The sequence below is a fragment of the Plantactinospora endophytica genome (assembly GCF_016862915.1).
Taxonomy (GTDB): domain Bacteria; phylum Actinomycetota; class Actinomycetes; order Mycobacteriales; family Micromonosporaceae; genus Plantactinospora; species Plantactinospora endophytica.
This window is the reverse complement of sequence record NZ_BONW01000021.1, coordinates 310,367-326,013: the sequence shown is the minus strand read 5'-3', so window position 1 is coordinate 326,013 and position 15,647 is coordinate 310,367. Positions and strand designations below refer to the sequence as shown.

At 71.5% G+C, this 15,647-nt stretch carries 15 protein-coding genes; 7 read left to right on the top strand and 8 right to left on the bottom strand.

Annotated elements, in window-relative coordinates:
- The first annotated feature begins 6 nt into the window (after positions 1–6).
- The 6 genes from Pen02_RS22460 to Pen02_RS22435 all read left to right on the top strand — a co-directional run bounded on the left by Pen02_RS22460 (position 7) and on the right by Pen02_RS22435 (position 7,018).
- A complete protein-coding gene (locus Pen02_RS22460; protein ID WP_203868054.1) occupies positions 7–342 on the top strand; it encodes a hypothetical protein in 336 nt (111 codons plus the stop codon).
- Complete coding sequence (locus Pen02_RS22455; protein ID WP_203868053.1) at positions 327–1,124, top strand: hypothetical protein; 798 nt, start codon at positions 327–329, stop codon at positions 1,122–1,124. The genes Pen02_RS22460 and Pen02_RS22455 overlap by 16 nt, the downstream gene beginning before the upstream one ends.
- A gap of 120 nt (positions 1,125–1,244) precedes the next feature.
- Positions 1,245–2,954 (top strand): ABC transporter ATP-binding protein, encoded by a 1,710-nt coding sequence (locus Pen02_RS22450; RefSeq protein ID WP_203868052.1) that lies wholly within the window; start codon positions 1,245–1,247, stop codon positions 2,952–2,954.
- Position 2,955: 1 nt separating this feature from the next.
- Positions 2,956–4,770, top strand: a complete 1,815-nt coding sequence (locus tag Pen02_RS22445) for an ABC transporter ATP-binding protein (RefSeq protein WP_203868051.1) — start codon at positions 2,956–2,958, stop codon at positions 4,768–4,770.
- A gap of 287 nt (positions 4,771–5,057) precedes the next feature.
- On the top strand, positions 5,058–5,690 hold the full coding sequence (locus tag Pen02_RS22440) for a helix-turn-helix domain-containing protein (protein ID WP_203868050.1): 633 nt from the start codon (positions 5,058–5,060) through the stop codon (positions 5,688–5,690).
- Positions 5,687–7,018 (top strand): MFS transporter, encoded by a 1,332-nt coding sequence (locus Pen02_RS22435; protein WP_203868049.1) that lies wholly within the window; start codon positions 5,687–5,689, stop codon positions 7,016–7,018. The genes Pen02_RS22440 and Pen02_RS22435 overlap by 4 nt, the downstream gene beginning before the upstream one ends.
- On the opposite strand, the gene Pen02_RS22430 is transcribed toward Pen02_RS22435, so the two are convergent.
- From Pen02_RS22430 to Pen02_RS22395, 8 genes are all read right to left on the bottom strand, one after another.
- Positions 6,996–7,739: a copper homeostasis protein CutC gene (locus Pen02_RS22430; RefSeq protein ID WP_203868048.1), complete on the bottom strand. Its 744-nt coding sequence runs from the start codon at positions 7,737–7,739 to the stop codon at positions 6,996–6,998. The two genes, Pen02_RS22435 and Pen02_RS22430, sit on opposite strands and share 23 nt — an antisense overlap.
- A 181-nt stretch (positions 7,740–7,920) precedes the next feature.
- Entirely contained in the window at positions 7,921–8,220 is a 300-nt protein-coding gene (locus Pen02_RS22425; RefSeq protein ID WP_203868047.1) for a DUF1707 SHOCT-like domain-containing protein, read from the bottom strand.
- A 29-nt stretch (positions 8,221–8,249) separates the two neighbouring features.
- On the bottom strand, positions 8,250–9,449 hold the full coding sequence (locus tag Pen02_RS22420) for an ROK family transcriptional regulator (protein ID WP_203868046.1): 1,200 nt from the start codon (positions 9,447–9,449) through the stop codon (positions 8,250–8,252).
- Between the two features lie 8 nt (positions 9,450–9,457).
- Positions 9,458–10,723, bottom strand: a complete 1,266-nt coding sequence (locus Pen02_RS22415; RefSeq protein ID WP_203868045.1) for a sugar ABC transporter permease — start codon at positions 10,721–10,723, stop codon at positions 9,458–9,460.
- Positions 10,720–11,541, bottom strand: coding sequence for an ATP-binding cassette domain-containing protein (locus Pen02_RS22410; protein ID WP_203868044.1), 822 nt, complete (start codon positions 11,539–11,541; stop codon positions 10,720–10,722). Before Pen02_RS22410 ends, Pen02_RS22415 begins: the two co-directional genes overlap by 4 nt.
- 171 nt (positions 11,542–11,712) lie before the next feature.
- On the bottom strand, positions 11,713–12,804 hold the full coding sequence (locus Pen02_RS22405) for a sugar ABC transporter substrate-binding protein (protein WP_203868043.1): 1,092 nt from the start codon (positions 12,802–12,804) through the stop codon (positions 11,713–11,715).
- A 488-nt stretch (positions 12,805–13,292) separates the two neighbouring features.
- The gene (ybaK, locus tag Pen02_RS22400) at positions 13,293–13,772 is read right to left on the bottom strand and encodes a Cys-tRNA(Pro) deacylase (protein WP_203868042.1); all 480 of its coding nucleotides are present in this window, start codon (positions 13,770–13,772) and stop codon (positions 13,293–13,295) included.
- A 10-nt stretch (positions 13,773–13,782) separates the two neighbouring features.
- Positions 13,783–15,009 (bottom strand): THUMP-like domain-containing protein, encoded by a 1,227-nt coding sequence (locus Pen02_RS22395; RefSeq protein ID WP_203868041.1) that lies wholly within the window; start codon positions 15,007–15,009, stop codon positions 13,783–13,785.
- Positions 15,010–15,263: 254 nt separating this feature from the next.
- On the opposite strand from Pen02_RS22395, the gene groES reads away from it, so the two are divergent.
- The gene (gene groES / locus Pen02_RS22390; protein WP_101371543.1) at positions 15,264–15,572 is read left to right on the top strand and encodes a co-chaperone GroES; all 309 of its coding nucleotides are present in this window, start codon (positions 15,264–15,266) and stop codon (positions 15,570–15,572) included.
- Positions 15,573–15,647: the final 75 nt, after the last annotated feature.

The following is a 15,647-nucleotide window of genomic DNA, read 5'->3' as shown; positions in this document are numbered from 1 at the left end:
GTTGAGTTGCAGCCCCAACCGGATGCAGGCCAGGTCAAGATGGCACGTGAAACCCTTGTGAAGGATGCGGCAAAGTGGGCGGAGGCCGCCAGCGTGATGGAGGCGGCCGCGACGCGCGCTTCCTCCTTGATGCTCACCGGATTCCACATCGGGTACCTGCCGAACCAACAGGGCGTAGGTGCCAAGTACGCCGAGTTGCAGGAGTTCGTGGTCAACCTGCTGGCCGACGGGGCCAGGACAATGCGGGACATGGAGCAGACGCTGCGTACCGTCCTGGACAACTACGACCGCAGCGACCAGGGCGCGGTCGTGCGTATCGAGCAGACGTGGAGTCCAACATGACGGCCGTGGGAGCTGGCCCGACCGAGCGGGACTTCGAGCAGTTGATCAGTCAGGTCAATGAGGCGATCGAGCGGGTTCAGCAGTTGACTGTCGAGCTGGGGGACCGGCTGACCCAAGCGCTCCGTTGGTTGCCGCCCGGTATCGGGCATGCGGCGATCATGCGGTCCTGGGAGAGGTTTCTCGGACTGAAGGACCAGGTCTTCGACGAGATTCAGGAGTTTGTCAGCGAGCCAGGCTATCCGCCCGCGTTGACCCGGATCGGCGACTACTGGAACACCGACGTTGGCGCTCCGGTCAGCGAGCTGCATCAGGTGGTGTCCGCGTACGGGATGAAGGCCGACGACCACTGGTCGGGTTCGGCCGCGTCGGCGTACGAGGACTCGGCGGACGCACAGTCGGCTGCCATCGAGACCATCAAGCCGATGGTGGAGAAGATCCAGGCCATACTGGTCGATCTTGCCTGGGGCGTCGTCGCGTTCTGGGCCGCCCTGGTGACAGCATTCCTGACCTTTGTCGCCGGCCTGATCAGCGCCGTCGGGCTCGCGTTTGGTGTGGTGACGGCGCCCGCCGCACCAGTGGATGCCGCCGCCACCGCAGCAGCGGTGCTCGGGATGCTGGGTGCTGCCATCATGGCGATGATCGAGTACAGCGAGCGGATCAGCAAGTCGATGACCACCGCTCGGCAGTTGTTGACGGACAACACCGGAATGGTCAAGGTCGGCGACACTTGGCGGTGGCCCCCGGCAGACACCGCCGGTAGCTGGTCCGTGCGGGCTGATTGACAGAGGTCGAGCGTTCCGAACCTGACCTACGACGGGGATCGACGACGCGAGGATCGAGTCTGCGGCCGGAGCTCGGAAAACCCGTGGCGATCGTGGCGATTGGTCTCATAGCGTCGCCGGGTGCGCCCCTTACCCGTCCCCGATCCCGGCATACCGGATCAGCGCTCGGCGACCAGATTCCTGCTCTGGCTCGCCGCCCAGCTCTGGCCGACCATTGCCGGGGGCATGGCGCTGGCCGTGGTCTCCTTCGTCGGCCAGGCGCTGATGCCGGCCGTGCTGGGCCGGGCGATCGACGCCGGCCTGGTCGCCCGGGACACCGACGCACTCGTCCACTGGGGGCTGATCCTGCTCACCCTCGGCGTCGTACAGGCGATCGTCGGGATCATCCGGCACCGGTTCGCCAGCTACAACTGGCTGGCCGGGGCGTACCGGACGGTGCAGCTCACCGTCGACCACGCCAACCGGCTCGGCGCGACCCTGCCGAAGCGGCTCGCCACCGGCGAGGTGGTCAGCGTCGGTACCGCCGACATCGTCCACATCGGCGGGGCGCTCGACATCCTCTCCCGGGGTACCGGTTCGCTCTTCGCGGTGTTCACCATCACGGTGATCCTGCTGGTCACCTCGGTGCCGCTCGGCCTGGTGGTGGTGCTCGGCGTACCGGTGCTGATGGTGGTGGTCGCGGTGCTCATCCGGCCGCTGCACAAGCGGCAGGAGGCGTACCGGGACCAGCAGGCGACCCTGACCACCCGGGCCAGCGACATCGTCGCCGGACTGCGGGTGCTGCGCGGCGTCGGCGGCGAGTCGGTCTTCTCGGCCCGCTACCGCACGGAGTCGCAGAAGCTGCGGCACGGTGGCGTACGGGTGGCCCGGGTGGAGGCGCTGCTGGAGGCGACCCAGGTGCTGATGCCCGGCATCTTCCTGGTGCTGGTCACCTGGCTCGGTGCCCGGTTCGCGCTCCGGGGCGAGATCACCGTCGGCCAGCTCGTCTCCTTCTACGGCTACACCGTCTTCCTGATCGGTCCGCTGCGGATGCTGACCGAGTTGATCGACCACATCACCCGGGGACACGTCTCCGCCCGTCGGGTGGTGTCGATGCTCGACATTCGGCCGGAGGTCGTCGATCCGGAGCATCCCGTCAGGTTGCCGGTCGGCGCCGGTGAGCTGGTCGACGTCGAGTCGGGGCTGACCGTCCGGCCGGGCCGGCTGACCGCGCTGGCCGCCGCCGTACCCGAGGACGCGGTCGCCATCGCGGACCGGCTCGGCAGGTACGTCGACAGCGAGGCGACGCTGCGCGGCGTACCCCTGCGGGAGCTGGCGCTGGCCACGGTCCGCTGCCGGATCATGGTGGCCGACAACGACGCGCGGCTCTTCTCCGGCCCGCTCCGTGCGGAGCTGGACCCGCATGACCGGGCCGACGACGCCACGATCGCGGCGGCGCTGGACGCGGCGAGCGCCACCGACATCGTCGCCGCGCTGCCGGACGGGCTGGCCGGCCGGGTCGCCGAGCGGGGCCGCGAGTTCTCCGGCGGTCAGCAGCAGCGGTTGCGGCTGGTCCGGGCGCTGGTCGCCGATCCGGAGATCCTGATCCTGGTCGAGCCGACCAGTGCGGTCGACGCGCACACCGAGGCGCGGATCGCCGGCCGGCTCGGTCCGGCCCGGCGCGGCCGGACCACCCTGGTCTGCACCACCAGTCCGCTCGTGCTGGACCGGGCCGACCACGTGGTCTTCGTCTCCGACGGCAAGGCCGTCGCCGAGGGCGGGCACCGCGAGCTGCTCGACACCGAGCCGCGCTACGCCGCCGTCGTGACCCGCGCCGAGGAGGAGGACTGAGATGACCGCCCGCGACTCGCTGCCGGTCGCCGACAGGGCGCAGGTGCGACGGTACGCCCGCAGCCTGCTCCGCCGGCACCCACGCGCCCTGGCCGGTGCGCTCGGGCTGCACGCGCTGGCCGCGATTACCGGGCTGGCCGCGCCCCGGCTGCTCGGTGACCTGGTCGAGGCGATCTCCCGGGGAACCGGTGCGGTGACCGTGGACCGGATCGCGCTGGCAATCGCCGGATTCGTGCTGGCGCAGGCGGTGCTGATCCGGTTCGCCCACTTCGCCTCGGCCCGGCTCGGCGAACGGGTGCTCGCCGAACTGCGGGAGGAGTTCGTCGACCGGATCCTGGCGATTCCACTGTCCACGGTGGAGCGCGCCGGCACCGGCGACCTGCTGACCCGGAGCAGCCGGGACGTGGCCGCGCTGTCCCGGTCGGTCCGGTTCGCCGTACCGGAGACGCTGATCGCGATCGTGACGGCGTTCTTCGTGATCGGCGCGGTACTGCTGACCGATCCGTTGCTGATGCTGCCGGCCCTGGTCGCGGTGCCGATCCTGTGGCTGGCCACCCGCTGGTACCTGCGCCGGGCCACGCCGGGCTATCTCGCCGAGAACGCCGCCTACTCGGACATCACCGACGGGATCAGCGAGACGGTGGAGGGGTCGCGGACCACCGAGGCGCTGCGGCAGCAGGCCCGGCGCCGGGCGCGTACCGACGCCGACATCGGCCGGTCGTACGCGGCCGAGCGGTACACGCTCTTCCTGCGTACCGTCTATTTTCCGCTGGCCGAGACGGGCTACGTGCTGCCGGTCGTCACGACGCTGGTGTTCGGCGGCTGGTTCTACGTGGAGGGCTGGGTGACGCTCGGCGAGATCACCGCCGCCACCCTCTACGTGCAGCAGTTGATGGATCCGATCGACCGGCTGCTCTCCTGGCTGGACGAGGTGCAGGTCGGCGGCGCGTCCCTGGCCCGGCTGCTCGGCGTGGCCCAGCGCCCCGACGCCGCCGAGTCGACCGCCGAGCCGACCGCCGGATCGACCGCCGAGCCGACCGACGACCCGGCCGACGGGACCGTTTCGCCGGATCGGCCGGTGGACCAGCGGCTGGCCGCGCACGACGTGCGGTACGCCTACCAGCCGGGGCGGGACGTGTTGCACGGGGTCAACCTCACCCTGACCCCCGGCGAGCGGCTGGCGATGGTGGGTCCGTCCGGGGCCGGCAAGTCGACCCTGGGCCGGTTGCTGGCCGGGATCCACCGGCCGGGCAGCGGCTCGGTCACCGTGGGCGGGGTCCCACTCGCCGACCTGCCCCTGGCCGACCTGCGCACCGAGGTCGCGCTGGTCACCCAGGAACACCACGTCTTCCTCGGTACGCTCCGCGACAACCTCACCATGGTCCGCCCGGACGCCACCGACGACCAGGTACGCGCCGCGCTAGCCGCCGTTGACGCGCTGGACTGGGCGGAGCAGCTTCCCGCCGGGCTGGAGACCGAGGTCGGCTCGGGCCACCATCAGCTCTCCGCCGCCCAGGCCCAGCAGCTCGCGCTGGCCCGGCTGGTGCTCGCCGACCCGCACACCCTGGTACTCGACGAGGCCACCTCGCTGCTCGACCCTCGGGCCGCCCGGCACCTGGAGCGGTCGCTGGCCGCCGTGCTGCGCGGCCGTACGGTGATCGCTATCGCGCACCGGCTGCACTCCGCGCACGACGCGGACCGGGTCGCCGTGGTCGAGGACGGCCGGATCACCGAGCTGGGCCCGCACGCGGAACTGGTCGCCGCCGACGGCTCGTACGCCGCGCTGTGGCGCTCCTGGCACGGCGACCGCACCTGAGCCACTGCGGCACCGGGCTGGCGGGCCCGGTGGCCAGGCAATCCACTGTCGACGACTGGCTTCGGCCGGGTGTGCATGGGTGTGTGGCCACCGAGCTGACCGACCCCGGTGCGCAGACTGTCGAGCTGCCCCGCTTGTGCACCCACCGGCTACCGGTCAGAGGCGACCGACGAGTGCCCCGTCTGTGCACCCAGCTCGACAGCGTGCCGAACGACCACACCCCGGTCCGGCACGCACCGCCGGTCGTAGCCTTGCAAAGAGTTCTTTGCAACGGTAGCGTTGCAAATATGTCTAGGGACGAAGTCCGGCTGGATCCGACGTCGCTACGTGGCCTTGCCCACCCGCTGCGGGTCCGGATGCTCAACACGCTGCGGGAGCACGGTCCGGCCACGGCCACCCTGCTCGCCGAGCGGCTCGGCCAGTCCACCGGCGCCACCAGCTACCACCTCCGGCAACTCGCCCAGTACGGCTTCGTGGTCGAGGAGCCGGGGCGCGGTGCCGGGCGGGAGCGGTGGTGGCGTGCCGCGCACCGGAACACCCGGCTGACCAGCGAGGTCGGTCGGGAGGCGCTGCCGGACGTCGAGACGTACCTGCGCTCGGTCGCCGCGCTCTACGCCGAGCGGATGGACCGGTGGCTGAACGAGATGGCCAGCCTGCCCGAGGAGTGGGGGCGGTCGTCCACGCTGAGCAACTGGCAACTCCGGCTGACCCCGGCCGAGGCGGTGGAGTTCTCCGAGGCGCTGCACGAGCTGATCGAGCGGTACCGCCGTGACGAGCCGGGCGTACCGGCACCGGACGACGCCGAACCGTTCATGGTGCAGGCGCAGCTCATGCCCTTCGTCCGACCACGCGGCGAGCCGCCGCAGGCGCCGGAGCAGCCGGGGGAGGTTCCGGGGCAGTCGGAGGAGACGGACCGATGACCCGGGATCGCCGGCCACTGGTCGGGCTGCTGGTCGCCGAAGGAATCTCCCTGGTCGGCAGCCGGATGAGCATGGTGGCGCTGCCCTGGTTCACCCTGGTGGTCACCGGCAGCGCGGCCCGGACCGGCGTGGTGGCCTTCGCCGAGATGCTGCCGTACGTGTTGGCCTGCGCCCTCGGCGGCCCACTGATCGACCGGATCGGCGCCCGCCGGACCAGCATCGTCGCCGACCTGGCCAGCGCGGCGGCGGTGGCCGCCGTACCGGTGCTGCACCTGGCGGGGGCACTGTCCTTCTCCCTGCTCATCGGCCTGGTCGCTGCGGCCGGGCTGCTGCGCGGGTTCGGCGACAGCGCCAAACGGGTGGTGTTCCCCGAGACCGTGGCCGTGGCGGGCACCCCGATGACCCGGGCGACGAGCCTGCACGACGGGCTCAGCCGGCTCGCCTCGCTGCTCGGCGCGCCGCTGGCCGGGCTGCTGATCGCCGTGCTCGACGCCCCGTTGGTGCTGCTCCTCGACGCGGTGACGTTCCTGCTCGCGGCGGCGGTGCTCGCCGTCCTGGTGCCCGCGCGCCGGCTCGCCGGGGCGAGATCATCCTCCGAAGTGGACGCCGCGCAATGTGACACTCAGGACCGGGAGCCGTACCTGAGTGCGCTCCGGACCGGACTGCGTTACCTGCGGCAGGACCGGTTGGTGCACGGCATCGTGTTGATGCTGCTGGTGACCAACCTGGCCGACGCGGCGTACACGGCGATCCTCGGCCCGGTCTGGGCGAGCGAGGTGGTCCGGTCGTCGACGGCGCTCGGCCTGCTCACCGCGAGCTTCGCGTCGGGCGCGGTGCTGGGCAACGTCGTCTTCACCGTGCTGGCGTCCCGGGTACCCCGGTTCGCCGTCTTCGCGGTCGGCTTCCTGCTCGCCGGCGCACCCCGGTTCGTCGCGCTCGCCCTGCTGGACCAGCTCTGGGCGATCTACCTGATCTCGTTCGTCGCCGGAGTATCCGTCGCGGCGGTCAACCCGATCCTCGGCGCGGTCAGCTTCGAACGCATCCCGGAACGGCTCCGGGCCCGGGTGCTCGGACTGACCCACGCGGCGGCCTGGGCCGGAATTCCGCTCGGCGGGCTGCTCGGCGGTCTCGCCGTGCAGGAGTTGGGGCTGCCGGCCGCCAGCCTGGCGTTCGGCGCCGCGTACCTGCTGGTGACGCTGTTGCCGTTCGTCCTGCCGGCCTGGCGGGAACTTGACCGGCCGGCAACCACCGAGCCGACCCAGCCGAGCCAACGGCCGGCCGAGCCAGCAGAGCCGAGCGGGGAGCTTACGAGCGCACCGCGCCGATGATCTGGCCGATCCGCTCCGGCGAGGTCTCCGAACGCTGGTACTCCGGGCGGCTCAGCACCCCACCCATCCGGGGTACCGGATTGCGGTGCACGGCCGGGCCGTCCGCGCTGACCCGGGCGGTGAAGTGGTATTCGTCGGCAGCGGTGGCGGCGACGATCCGGGCGATGTTGCGCTCGTTGATCCCGCCGCCGGCCATCACCGCGATCCGGCCGTCGGCCTTGCTCACCAGGTCGGCGATGAGCGGGGCGCCGGCCAGCGCGTTCTCCTCCTGGCCGGAGGTGAGCACCCGGGGGATGCCGAGGTCGACCAGTTGCTCCAGCGTCTCGAACGGGTCCCGGACCATGTCGAAGGCGCGGTGGAAGGTGACGCTGGCGCCGTCGGCCGCCGCGAGCAGCCGACGCATGGCGGGTACGTCGACGTCGCCCTCCGGGGTCAGGGCACCGATCACGATCCCGTGCGCCCCGACGGTCACCGCCGCCTGCACGTCCCGGACCATCGCGTCCACCTCGTACGGGGAGTAGATGAAGTCACCGCCCCGGGGGCGTACCAGCACGTGCACCCGGATTCGCTCCGCGTGCCGCAGGGTCAGCTCGATGGTGCCGATGCTCGGGGTCAACCCGCCCTCGAACAGCGCCGCGCAGAGTTCCACCCGGTCGGCACCGGCCTGCTCCGCGGCCAGCGTCCCCTCGACGCTGTCGACGCAGATCTCGAACGTGGTCATGCCAGCTTTCTCCAATAACCGAAGTAAGTCGTTGACGTCCCGAACCAACGGGGTCATTCAAGGATGCACCATTGATGCGGGCAACCACATGTGTGGAAGAACGCCTGCGCCACCACCCCTGAGCAGGCTGAAATGCGACGTCCGTCCCGACAGGGGGACAAAGCACCGACGGGAAGTCGGCTCAGCGGGTGACCGCCATGAAGATCACCAGCAGGACCAGGGTGGCGACGGCGACTGCGAAGACGACCAGCAGTTCCCGTCGACTGCCGGCACCGCCGGTGCTGGCGGTCGGCTCGGGCGCCGGTACCGCCGGCAGGTCGTGCGTGACGGTGGCCAGCTCGCCTAGGGTACGGGCGGTGTAGACCGCGCCGACCCGCTCGGAGAACTCGTCCAGGCTGAGCCGGCCCTGCTCGGTGTGCCGTTGCAGGTCGGCGACCACCCGTTGGCGGTCCTCGTCCGAGGCACGCAGTTGCCCGTCCACGTCGGACAGCGTACGCCGCAGCTCGTCGGTCAGCCCGCGTCGAGCGGGTCGGCGAGCAGGTGCTCGAAGGCGAGTTCGGCGGCGCCGACCAGCGCGGCGTCCTCGCCCAGTTGGGGGGTACGCAGTCGGACCTGTTCGCGCGGGGTGGGCAGGGCCAGCGAGTTGAGCCGGCTGCGGACCCGGGCCGCCGCGGCGAGGTAGACGTCCCGCAGGGTGCCGCCGAAGATGACCACGCCGGGGTTGAAGATGTTGACCAGGTTGGCGACGCCGAAGCCGAGCCAGTCGCCGACCTGCCGGATCGCGGCCTGGGCGTTCGCGTCGCCCCGGGCAGCCGCGTCGACCAGCCGCAGTGCGGCCTCCCGGCCGGCGGTGTCGCCCCGACCGGCGGCCTGGAGCATCGCGTACTCGCCGATCTCGGTTTCCCAGCAGCCGTACGAGCCGCAGCCGCAGGGCCGCCCGCCGGGCTGCACCACCATGTGACCGACCTCGCCGGCGTAGCCGCCCTGCCCGGTCAGCCGCCGGCCGCCGACGATGATCCCGGCGTCGATGCCGACGTCCCGGTGCAGGTAGATGACGTCGTCGTAGCCGCTGGCCGCGCCCCGGGCGTGCTCGGCGACCGCGCTGGCGTCGGCGGCGTTGCTGACCAGCACCGGGCGCTCCTGCGGCAGCAGTTCGCCGAGCGCCTCGGCCAGTAGCTTGTCCAGTTCACCGCCGTCGGACCAGGCGGCGCTGTCCGGCCGGACGTTCGCCGCGCCGTCCGGGCGGCGCAGCCGACCGCAGACCGCCACGCCGCTGCCCACATAGACCGAGCCGTCCGGCACCGACTGGTGCATCTCCTTCACGAAGCCGGCCAGCAGCGGCAGGCTGTCCACCGCCGGCAGCCCCGGCGGCCGGTCGGCCTGCCGCCGGTCCAGCACCACCCCGCCGAGGCCGATCCGGGCGGCCCGCAGCCGGTCCACCTCGATGCTGTACGCGTACGCGAAGACCCGCCCCGACTCGGGCCGGACGACCAGCGACGGCCGTCCGGCCCGCCCGGTCTCCCGGGGTGCCCGTTCACTGACCAGTCCGGCCGCCGCCAGTTCGGCGGTCAGCGCGCCGATGGTGCTCCGGTTCAACCCGAGCGAGGTCGTCAGCTCCGCCCGGGAGGTGGCGCCGTGGATGTGGACGTACCGCAGCAGCGCGCCGAGATTCTGCCGGCGAATCTCCTCCTGGCTCGGCCCTGCGCGCATCGTGCCCCTTATCGGTTACCGGTCGCGGCGGCCCGGCGTCGGGAAAGCGCGTCCACACTGGCCGCCAGCAGCAGCACCAAACCGGTCACCACGAAGGTGAAGCCGGAACTGCGGCCGAGCAGCCCCATCCCGTTGTCGATGACCGCGATCACCGCGCCGCCGAGTACCGCGTCCACGATCCGGCCCTTGCCACCGAAGAGGCTGGTGCCGCCGATCACGGCCGCGCCGACCGCGTAGAGCAGGACCTTACTGCCCCCGGTGTTGGCGTCGACCGAGGTGCCCCGGCTGGCCGCCACGATGCCGCCGATCGCGGCCATCGAGGAGCAGATCACGAAGACCGAGATGCGGATCCGGTCCACGTTGATGCCGGCCCGGCGGGCCGCCTCCCGGTTGCCGCCGACCGCGTAGACGTGCCGGCCGTACGCGGTGCGTTGCAGTACGAAGGTGAGCACGACCAGCAGGATCACGATGATCGGCACCACGATCGGTACGCCCTTGAGCGAGACGAGCACGTTCCGGCTGCGTTCCAGGTTCAGCAGGTAGACGGCGGTACCGGCGAGCACCGCCAGCGCGCCGATCCGGATCAGCACCACGGCGAGCGGCTCGGTGACCAGCCCGAGCGCGCTGCGGTTGCGGTGCCGGAGCAGTTGCACGAGGGCGTAGCCGGCGACGCCGAGCAGGGTCAGCGCCCAGCCGAGCCACGGCGGCATGTTCCGGTTGGCGATCGCCACCAGTACCTCGTCCCGGATCGAGACGTTGGTGCCGCCCTTGATCAGCAGCAGCACGACGCCCTGGAAGGCGAGGAACGCGGCGAGGGTGACGACGAAGGACGGAATGCCCACCTTGGCCACCAGGAAGCCGATGACCAGCCCGATCACCACTCCGGTGACGATCGCGGCGGCGACCGCGACCCACCAGGGATAGCCCTGGAGGGTGACCAGTTGGGCGAGGACCGCCGCGCAGACCCCGCTGGCGAAGCCGGCGGAGAGGTCGATCTCGCCGAGCAGCAGGACGAAGACCAGCCCCATCGCGATCAGCACGACCGCCGCGCCCTGGGTGAAGAGGTTGGCGAAGTTGCCCTCGGTCATGAAGTTCGGGCGCAGGGCGGTGAAGACGACGCAGAGCGCGATCAGGCCGAGTACGGCCGGCAGCGCACCCATGTCGCCACCGCGTACCCGGGCCCAGTAGTCCCGAAGGTGGCTGCCGACCGTGGGCACCGGCGCGGCCGGCACCTCGACCGGCGGCACCACGGTGGTGGGAGGGGCGGCGCTCATCTGTCGGCTCCTGCGCTCGTCGTCTCGGTGGGTGGGGTGTCGCGCTTGCCGTTGCCGTTCTCGCCGGCCAGGCCGAGGCCGCCGCTGCGACCGGCGGTGATCAGCTCCACCACCTGGGCGTGCGTGACGTCGCTGGTGCGCAACTGCGCCACCATCTGGCCGAGGTAGAGCATGGCGATCTGGTCGGAGACGGCGAAGACGTCGTTCATGTTGTGCGAGATGAGCACCACGGCGAGCCCGTTGTCGGCCAGCCGGCGGACCAGTTCGAGCACCTGGGCGGTCTGTGCGACACCGAGCGCGGCGGTCGGCTCGTCCAGGATGACGAGCCGGCTGTTCCAGAGCACCGCCTTGGCGATCGCCACGGTCTGGCGCTGCCCGCCGGAGAGGCTGGAGACGTGCTGCCGCAGCGACTTCACCGTTCGGACGGAGAGCCCGGCCAGGGTCTCGGCGGCCATCTGCTCCATGGTCGGTTCGTCGAGGACGAGGCCGCGGCGCTTCTCCCGGCCGAGGAACATGTTCTGCACGATGTCGAGGTTGTCGCAGAGCGCGAGGTCCTGGTAGACGACCTCGATGCCGAGCGAGGCGGCGTCCCGGGGGTTGTGGATCTGCACCGGTCGGCCCTCGAAGAGGACCTGGCCGCCGTCGGCCGAGTAGATGCCGCTGACGCACTTGACGAGGGTGGACTTGCCGGCGCCGTTGTCGCCGACGAGGGCGGTCACCTCGCCGGGGTTGACCGAGAAGTCGACGTCGCGGAGGACCTGGACGGGACCGAAACTCTTGTCGATCCCGCGCAGTTCCAGCAGGGGTGTCGCGGACACGGGTAGGTCTCCTTTGCACGGGGTGTCCGGGTGCGGGGTGCCGATCGCGGGGTTTCCGACCACGGGTCCGGTCCAGTTTCGGTCGGGCGAGGAAGCCGCCCGGTACGGATGGTTCCGTACCGGGCGGCTTCCTCGGCGCGAGGCCCGGTCGGGCCAGGCGCCGTACCCGAATCAGCTCACGCCGGCCTCGGTGCAGGCGGCGGCGAACGCGCCGGTGCAGAGGGCTTCCTTGGTGATGAAGCCGTCGGCGACGACGTCCTTCACGTTCTCCTTGTAGATGGCCTTCGGTTCGAGCAGCACCGCCGGCACGTCCCGGTTGCCCTCCGGGTCCTTGACCGTGGTGGGTGCGGCCTTCTTCTCACCCTTGGCCAGTGCGATCGCCAGCTCGGCAGCCGCGTCGGCCTCCTGCTTGATCGCCTTGTAGACGGTCATGCACTGGTCGCCGGCGAGGATGTTCTGCAGGCCCTGGAGGGTGGCGTCCTGGCCGGTCACCGGGACCTTGCCGTTCAGCTTGTTCCGCTTCAGTACGGAGATGACCGCGTTGCCCAGCCCGTCGTTGGCGGCCAGTACGCCGTCGATCTTGCCGTTCTGCTGGGTCATCATCTGCTCGAAGATGGTGCCGGCCTGGGCGTTGTCCCAGCCGGGTACCCACTGGTCCGGGCCCTTGGTGTATTCCTTCGAGTCGTACTTGGTCTTGAGTACGCCGTCGTAGCCGTTCTTGAACAGCGTGGCGTTGTTGTCGGTCTCCGAGCCGTTCAGTTCGGCGATGACCGGGTTCTTGGCGCCCTTGTCGGTCAGGCACTTGACCAGGCCCTCGCCCTGGAGCTTGCCGACCGCCTCGTTGTCGAAGCTGACGTAGTACTCGGCCGAGCCGCCGAGGGTCAGCCGGTCGTAGTCGATGGTGAGTACGCCCTGGGTCTTGGCCTTGTCCAGTACCGCCTTGCCGGTGCCGGAGTCCAGGTTGACGATCATCAGGACGGTCACGCCGTCGGTCATCATCTGGTCGGCGATGGTCTGGAACTGGGCCTTGTCGTTCTGGGCGTTCTGGATGGTGTGCTTGACCCCGGCGGCGTTGAACGCCGCTTCGAGGTACTTGCGGTCGGCGGTCTCCCAACGGTCCGAGGAGGCGCTGTCCGGAAGGATGACGCCGATCTTCGGCTCGGCGGTGCTACCGCCGCCGTCGCCGGCATCGTCACCGCAGGCGGCGAGGCCACCCGTGGTCAGCAGGCCCACGGCAGCGATGGTGAGGATCCCTCTGCGCATTGCACGGGTCCTTTCGGGGTGGGTGTGGTGTCTCGGGTCGGAGCGGTGGTACGCCCGAGCGGGTCGCCGTGGCACCCGGTGGCCTCCCCCCGTTGGGCTGCCTCGGATCGGCTCCGCCGGGTCGCGATCCGGCGGAGCGTCGGTGGGCTGTGGCGACCGCCCGCCTCACTTTTGTTGTGTCCGGCAACGTATTGCGCGGGGAGTCGTCGGGGCAAGGTCGCCGGGGCACGAGTTTGTTGTAGGGGATAACAATTCAGCAACGTGACGGACATCCCGGCATTGGCCAGCGGCGATACGCCGGAAATGATCGTCCGTGGCCACCGGCGTGTCAGGACGCCCGGAGCGTGTGCGGACGCACCGGATCGCACCGGCACCGGCACCGGCCGGTCGGGGTCACGGCCGGGCGACCGGCGCGATGGCGGCGGTGGTGGTGAACCGGGTCAGGGTGCGGCGACCGGCGCGGTGGTGGCGGAGGTGGTGAGCCGGGGTCAGGGTGCGGCGACCGGCGCGGTGGTGGCGGAGGTGAGCCGGATCAGGTCGGCCGGGGCGAGTTCGAGTTGCAGCCCACGGCGACCCGCCGAGACGTAGACGGTGGGGAACCGCTCGGCCGAGGAGTCGACCACGGTCGGCAACGCCTTGCGCTGCCCCAGCGGGCTGATCCCGCCCCGGACGTAACCGGTGGTCCGCTCGGCCAGCGTCCGGTCGGCCAGCGTCGCCCGCTTGCCACCCACCGCCGTCGCCAGGGTCTTCAGGTCGAGTTCGCCGGTGACCGGTACGACCGCCACGGTCAGCACCCCGTCGACGCTGGCGACCAGCGACTTGAAGACCCGTTCCGGCGGTACGCCGAGCGCCGCCGCCACCTCGGCGCCGTAGTTCGGGGTGTCCGGCGCGACGTCGTACGGGTGCAGCGTGTGTGCGACCCGCTGCCGGGTCAGCAGCGCGGTCGCCGGGGTACCCCTGCCTGCCACGATCCGCACCCTATCGAATCGGTGACGCGTGCTCCGGGATCGGCACCGGCCGGCAGAGCAGCACCGTGGGGGCGTCGGCCACCCGGGTCAGCACCAGACTGATCCCCTCCGTACCGGCCAGCCGCAGGTCGCGGCGGAGCCGCTCCGGCTCCAGCGCCGAACCGCGCTTCAGGATCTCCGCCCGCCCGACGCGCAGCTCCCGCAGCCGGGCCCGCAGCCGCTTCAGCGAGAACGGCATCGACTCGACCACCTCCAGACACCGGGCGTACGGGGTCGGGGCGGGGGTGTCGGCGTAGACGTACGCGATCTCCGGGTCGGCGAGCGTGCCGTCGACCGTACCGGCGAACTCGGCGACCAGAGCGGCCCGGACCACGGCCGGGTCCGGGTCGTACAGGTACCGCCGGACCGGGCCGACCGGGGCCCGCCGGGTGCCGTCGCCGGTCAGTTCGTGCACCGCAGCGCCGGCGAGCAGGGTGGCCCGGCGGGGCGCGGCGGCGAGCGGGCCGGACCAGACGGTCGCCTCGACCAGGTCGCCGTCGACGCTGACCCACTCGCCCTCGGCACCCGTCGGCAGCAGCCGGTGCTCGATCCCCGGCGCGACCTTGAAGACCGTCCGGGGGACCCGCCCGGCCAGGCCGAGCAGGAAGTCCCAGGGCGGGGAGTAGGCGGCCGGGTCGAAGATCCGCCGCCCGGTGCCGGCGCTGCGCCGGGCCGGGTCGCAGAAGACCGCGTCGGCCGGGGCGCCGTCGACGGCGGTGACGTCGAACTCGGTGGCGTCGCCGAGGGCCACCGTGAACCGGTCGGCCACCCCGGCCGCCCCGGCGTTCGCGGCGGCCATCGCCGCGGTGACCGGGTCGGCCTCGACGCCGTACACCCGGATGCCGGCCCTGGCGGCGGCGATGGCGTCCGCGCCGAGGCCGCAGCCGAGGTCGACCAGGGTGTCCACCCCGGCGGCGCGCAACCGGGCGGCCCGCCGCGCCGCCACGGCGGCCCGGGTCGCCTGCTCCAGTCCGGCCCGGGTGAAGAACATCCCGGCCGCGTCCGGGCCGAACTTGGCCGCCGCCCGGCGCCGCAGTTCGGCCTGGGTCAGCGCGGCGGCGGCCAGCCCGGCGGGTACCCCGGCCGAGCGCAGCGTGGCCGCCGCCGCCAGCGGGTCGCCGCCGGCCAGCCCGGTCGCCGTGGCCAGCGCGGTCACCCCTTCCGGGGTACGCAGCGCGGCGAGCTGCTCCAGATCCACCGGAGCATTGTGCCGGCCAGGAGCCGGAGCGGGCGTGTCGGGTTGGCACTCTCCTTGACGGAGTGCTAGCCACCGGCATAACCTGCGGTTAGCACTCTCAAACCGAGGGTGCCAGCTTTCGGGCCCGCGTCCGGGAGCTGAACGCCAGGCGGACCGGCACCCGCGACGACGGCCCCGCCCGGTGGCATGTGGCAGATTGACGCTGGTCGGCTCGCCGGCCGGTAAAGAAACCAGTACCCCAGGAGGGTATGCCCGTGACTACCGCGACCAAGGTTGCGATCAAGCCGCTCGAGGACCGGATCCTGGTCCAGGCGAACGAGGCTGAGACGACCACGGCGTCGGGCATCGTGATTCCCGACACCGCCAAGGAGAAGCCGCAGGAGGGCACCGTCCTCGCTGTCGGCCCCGGCCGTTTCGACGACGACGGCAACCGGATCCCGGTTGACGTGAAGGTCGGCGACACGGTCATCTACTCGAAGTACGGCGGCACCGAGGTCAAGTACGCCGGCGAGGAGTACCTGGTGCTCTCCGCCCGCGACGTCCTCGCCGTCATCGAGAAGTGATCTGACCGATCCAGTGACGCTGCCCCGGACCGGCCCTGCCGGGCCGGGGCAGCGCTGCGTGAAGGGACCCTGTTA

Coding starts and splice junctions, on each gene's coding strand:
- Pen02_RS22445 (WP_203868051.1), top strand. CDS start 2,956: ATGACCGCCCGCGACTCGCTGCCGGTCGCCGACAGGGCGCAGGTGCGA.
- Pen02_RS22440 (WP_203868050.1), top strand. CDS start 5,058: ATGTCTAGGGACGAAGTCCGGCTGGATCCGACGTCGCTACGTGGCCTT.
- Pen02_RS22435 (WP_203868049.1), top strand. CDS start 5,687: ATGACCCGGGATCGCCGGCCACTGGTCGGGCTGCTGGTCGCCGAAGGA.
- Pen02_RS22430 (WP_203868048.1), bottom strand. CDS start 7,739: ATGACCACGTTCGAGATCTGCGTCGACAGCGTCGAGGGGACGCTGGCC.
- Pen02_RS22420 (WP_203868046.1), bottom strand. CDS start 9,449: ATGCGCGCAGGGCCGAGCCAGGAGGAGATTCGCCGGCAGAATCTCGGC.
- Pen02_RS22415 (WP_203868045.1), bottom strand. CDS start 10,723: ATGAGCGCCGCCCCTCCCACCACCGTGGTGCCGCCGGTCGAGGTGCCG.
- Pen02_RS22405 (WP_203868043.1), bottom strand. CDS start 12,804: ATGCGCAGAGGGATCCTCACCATCGCTGCCGTGGGCCTGCTGACCACG.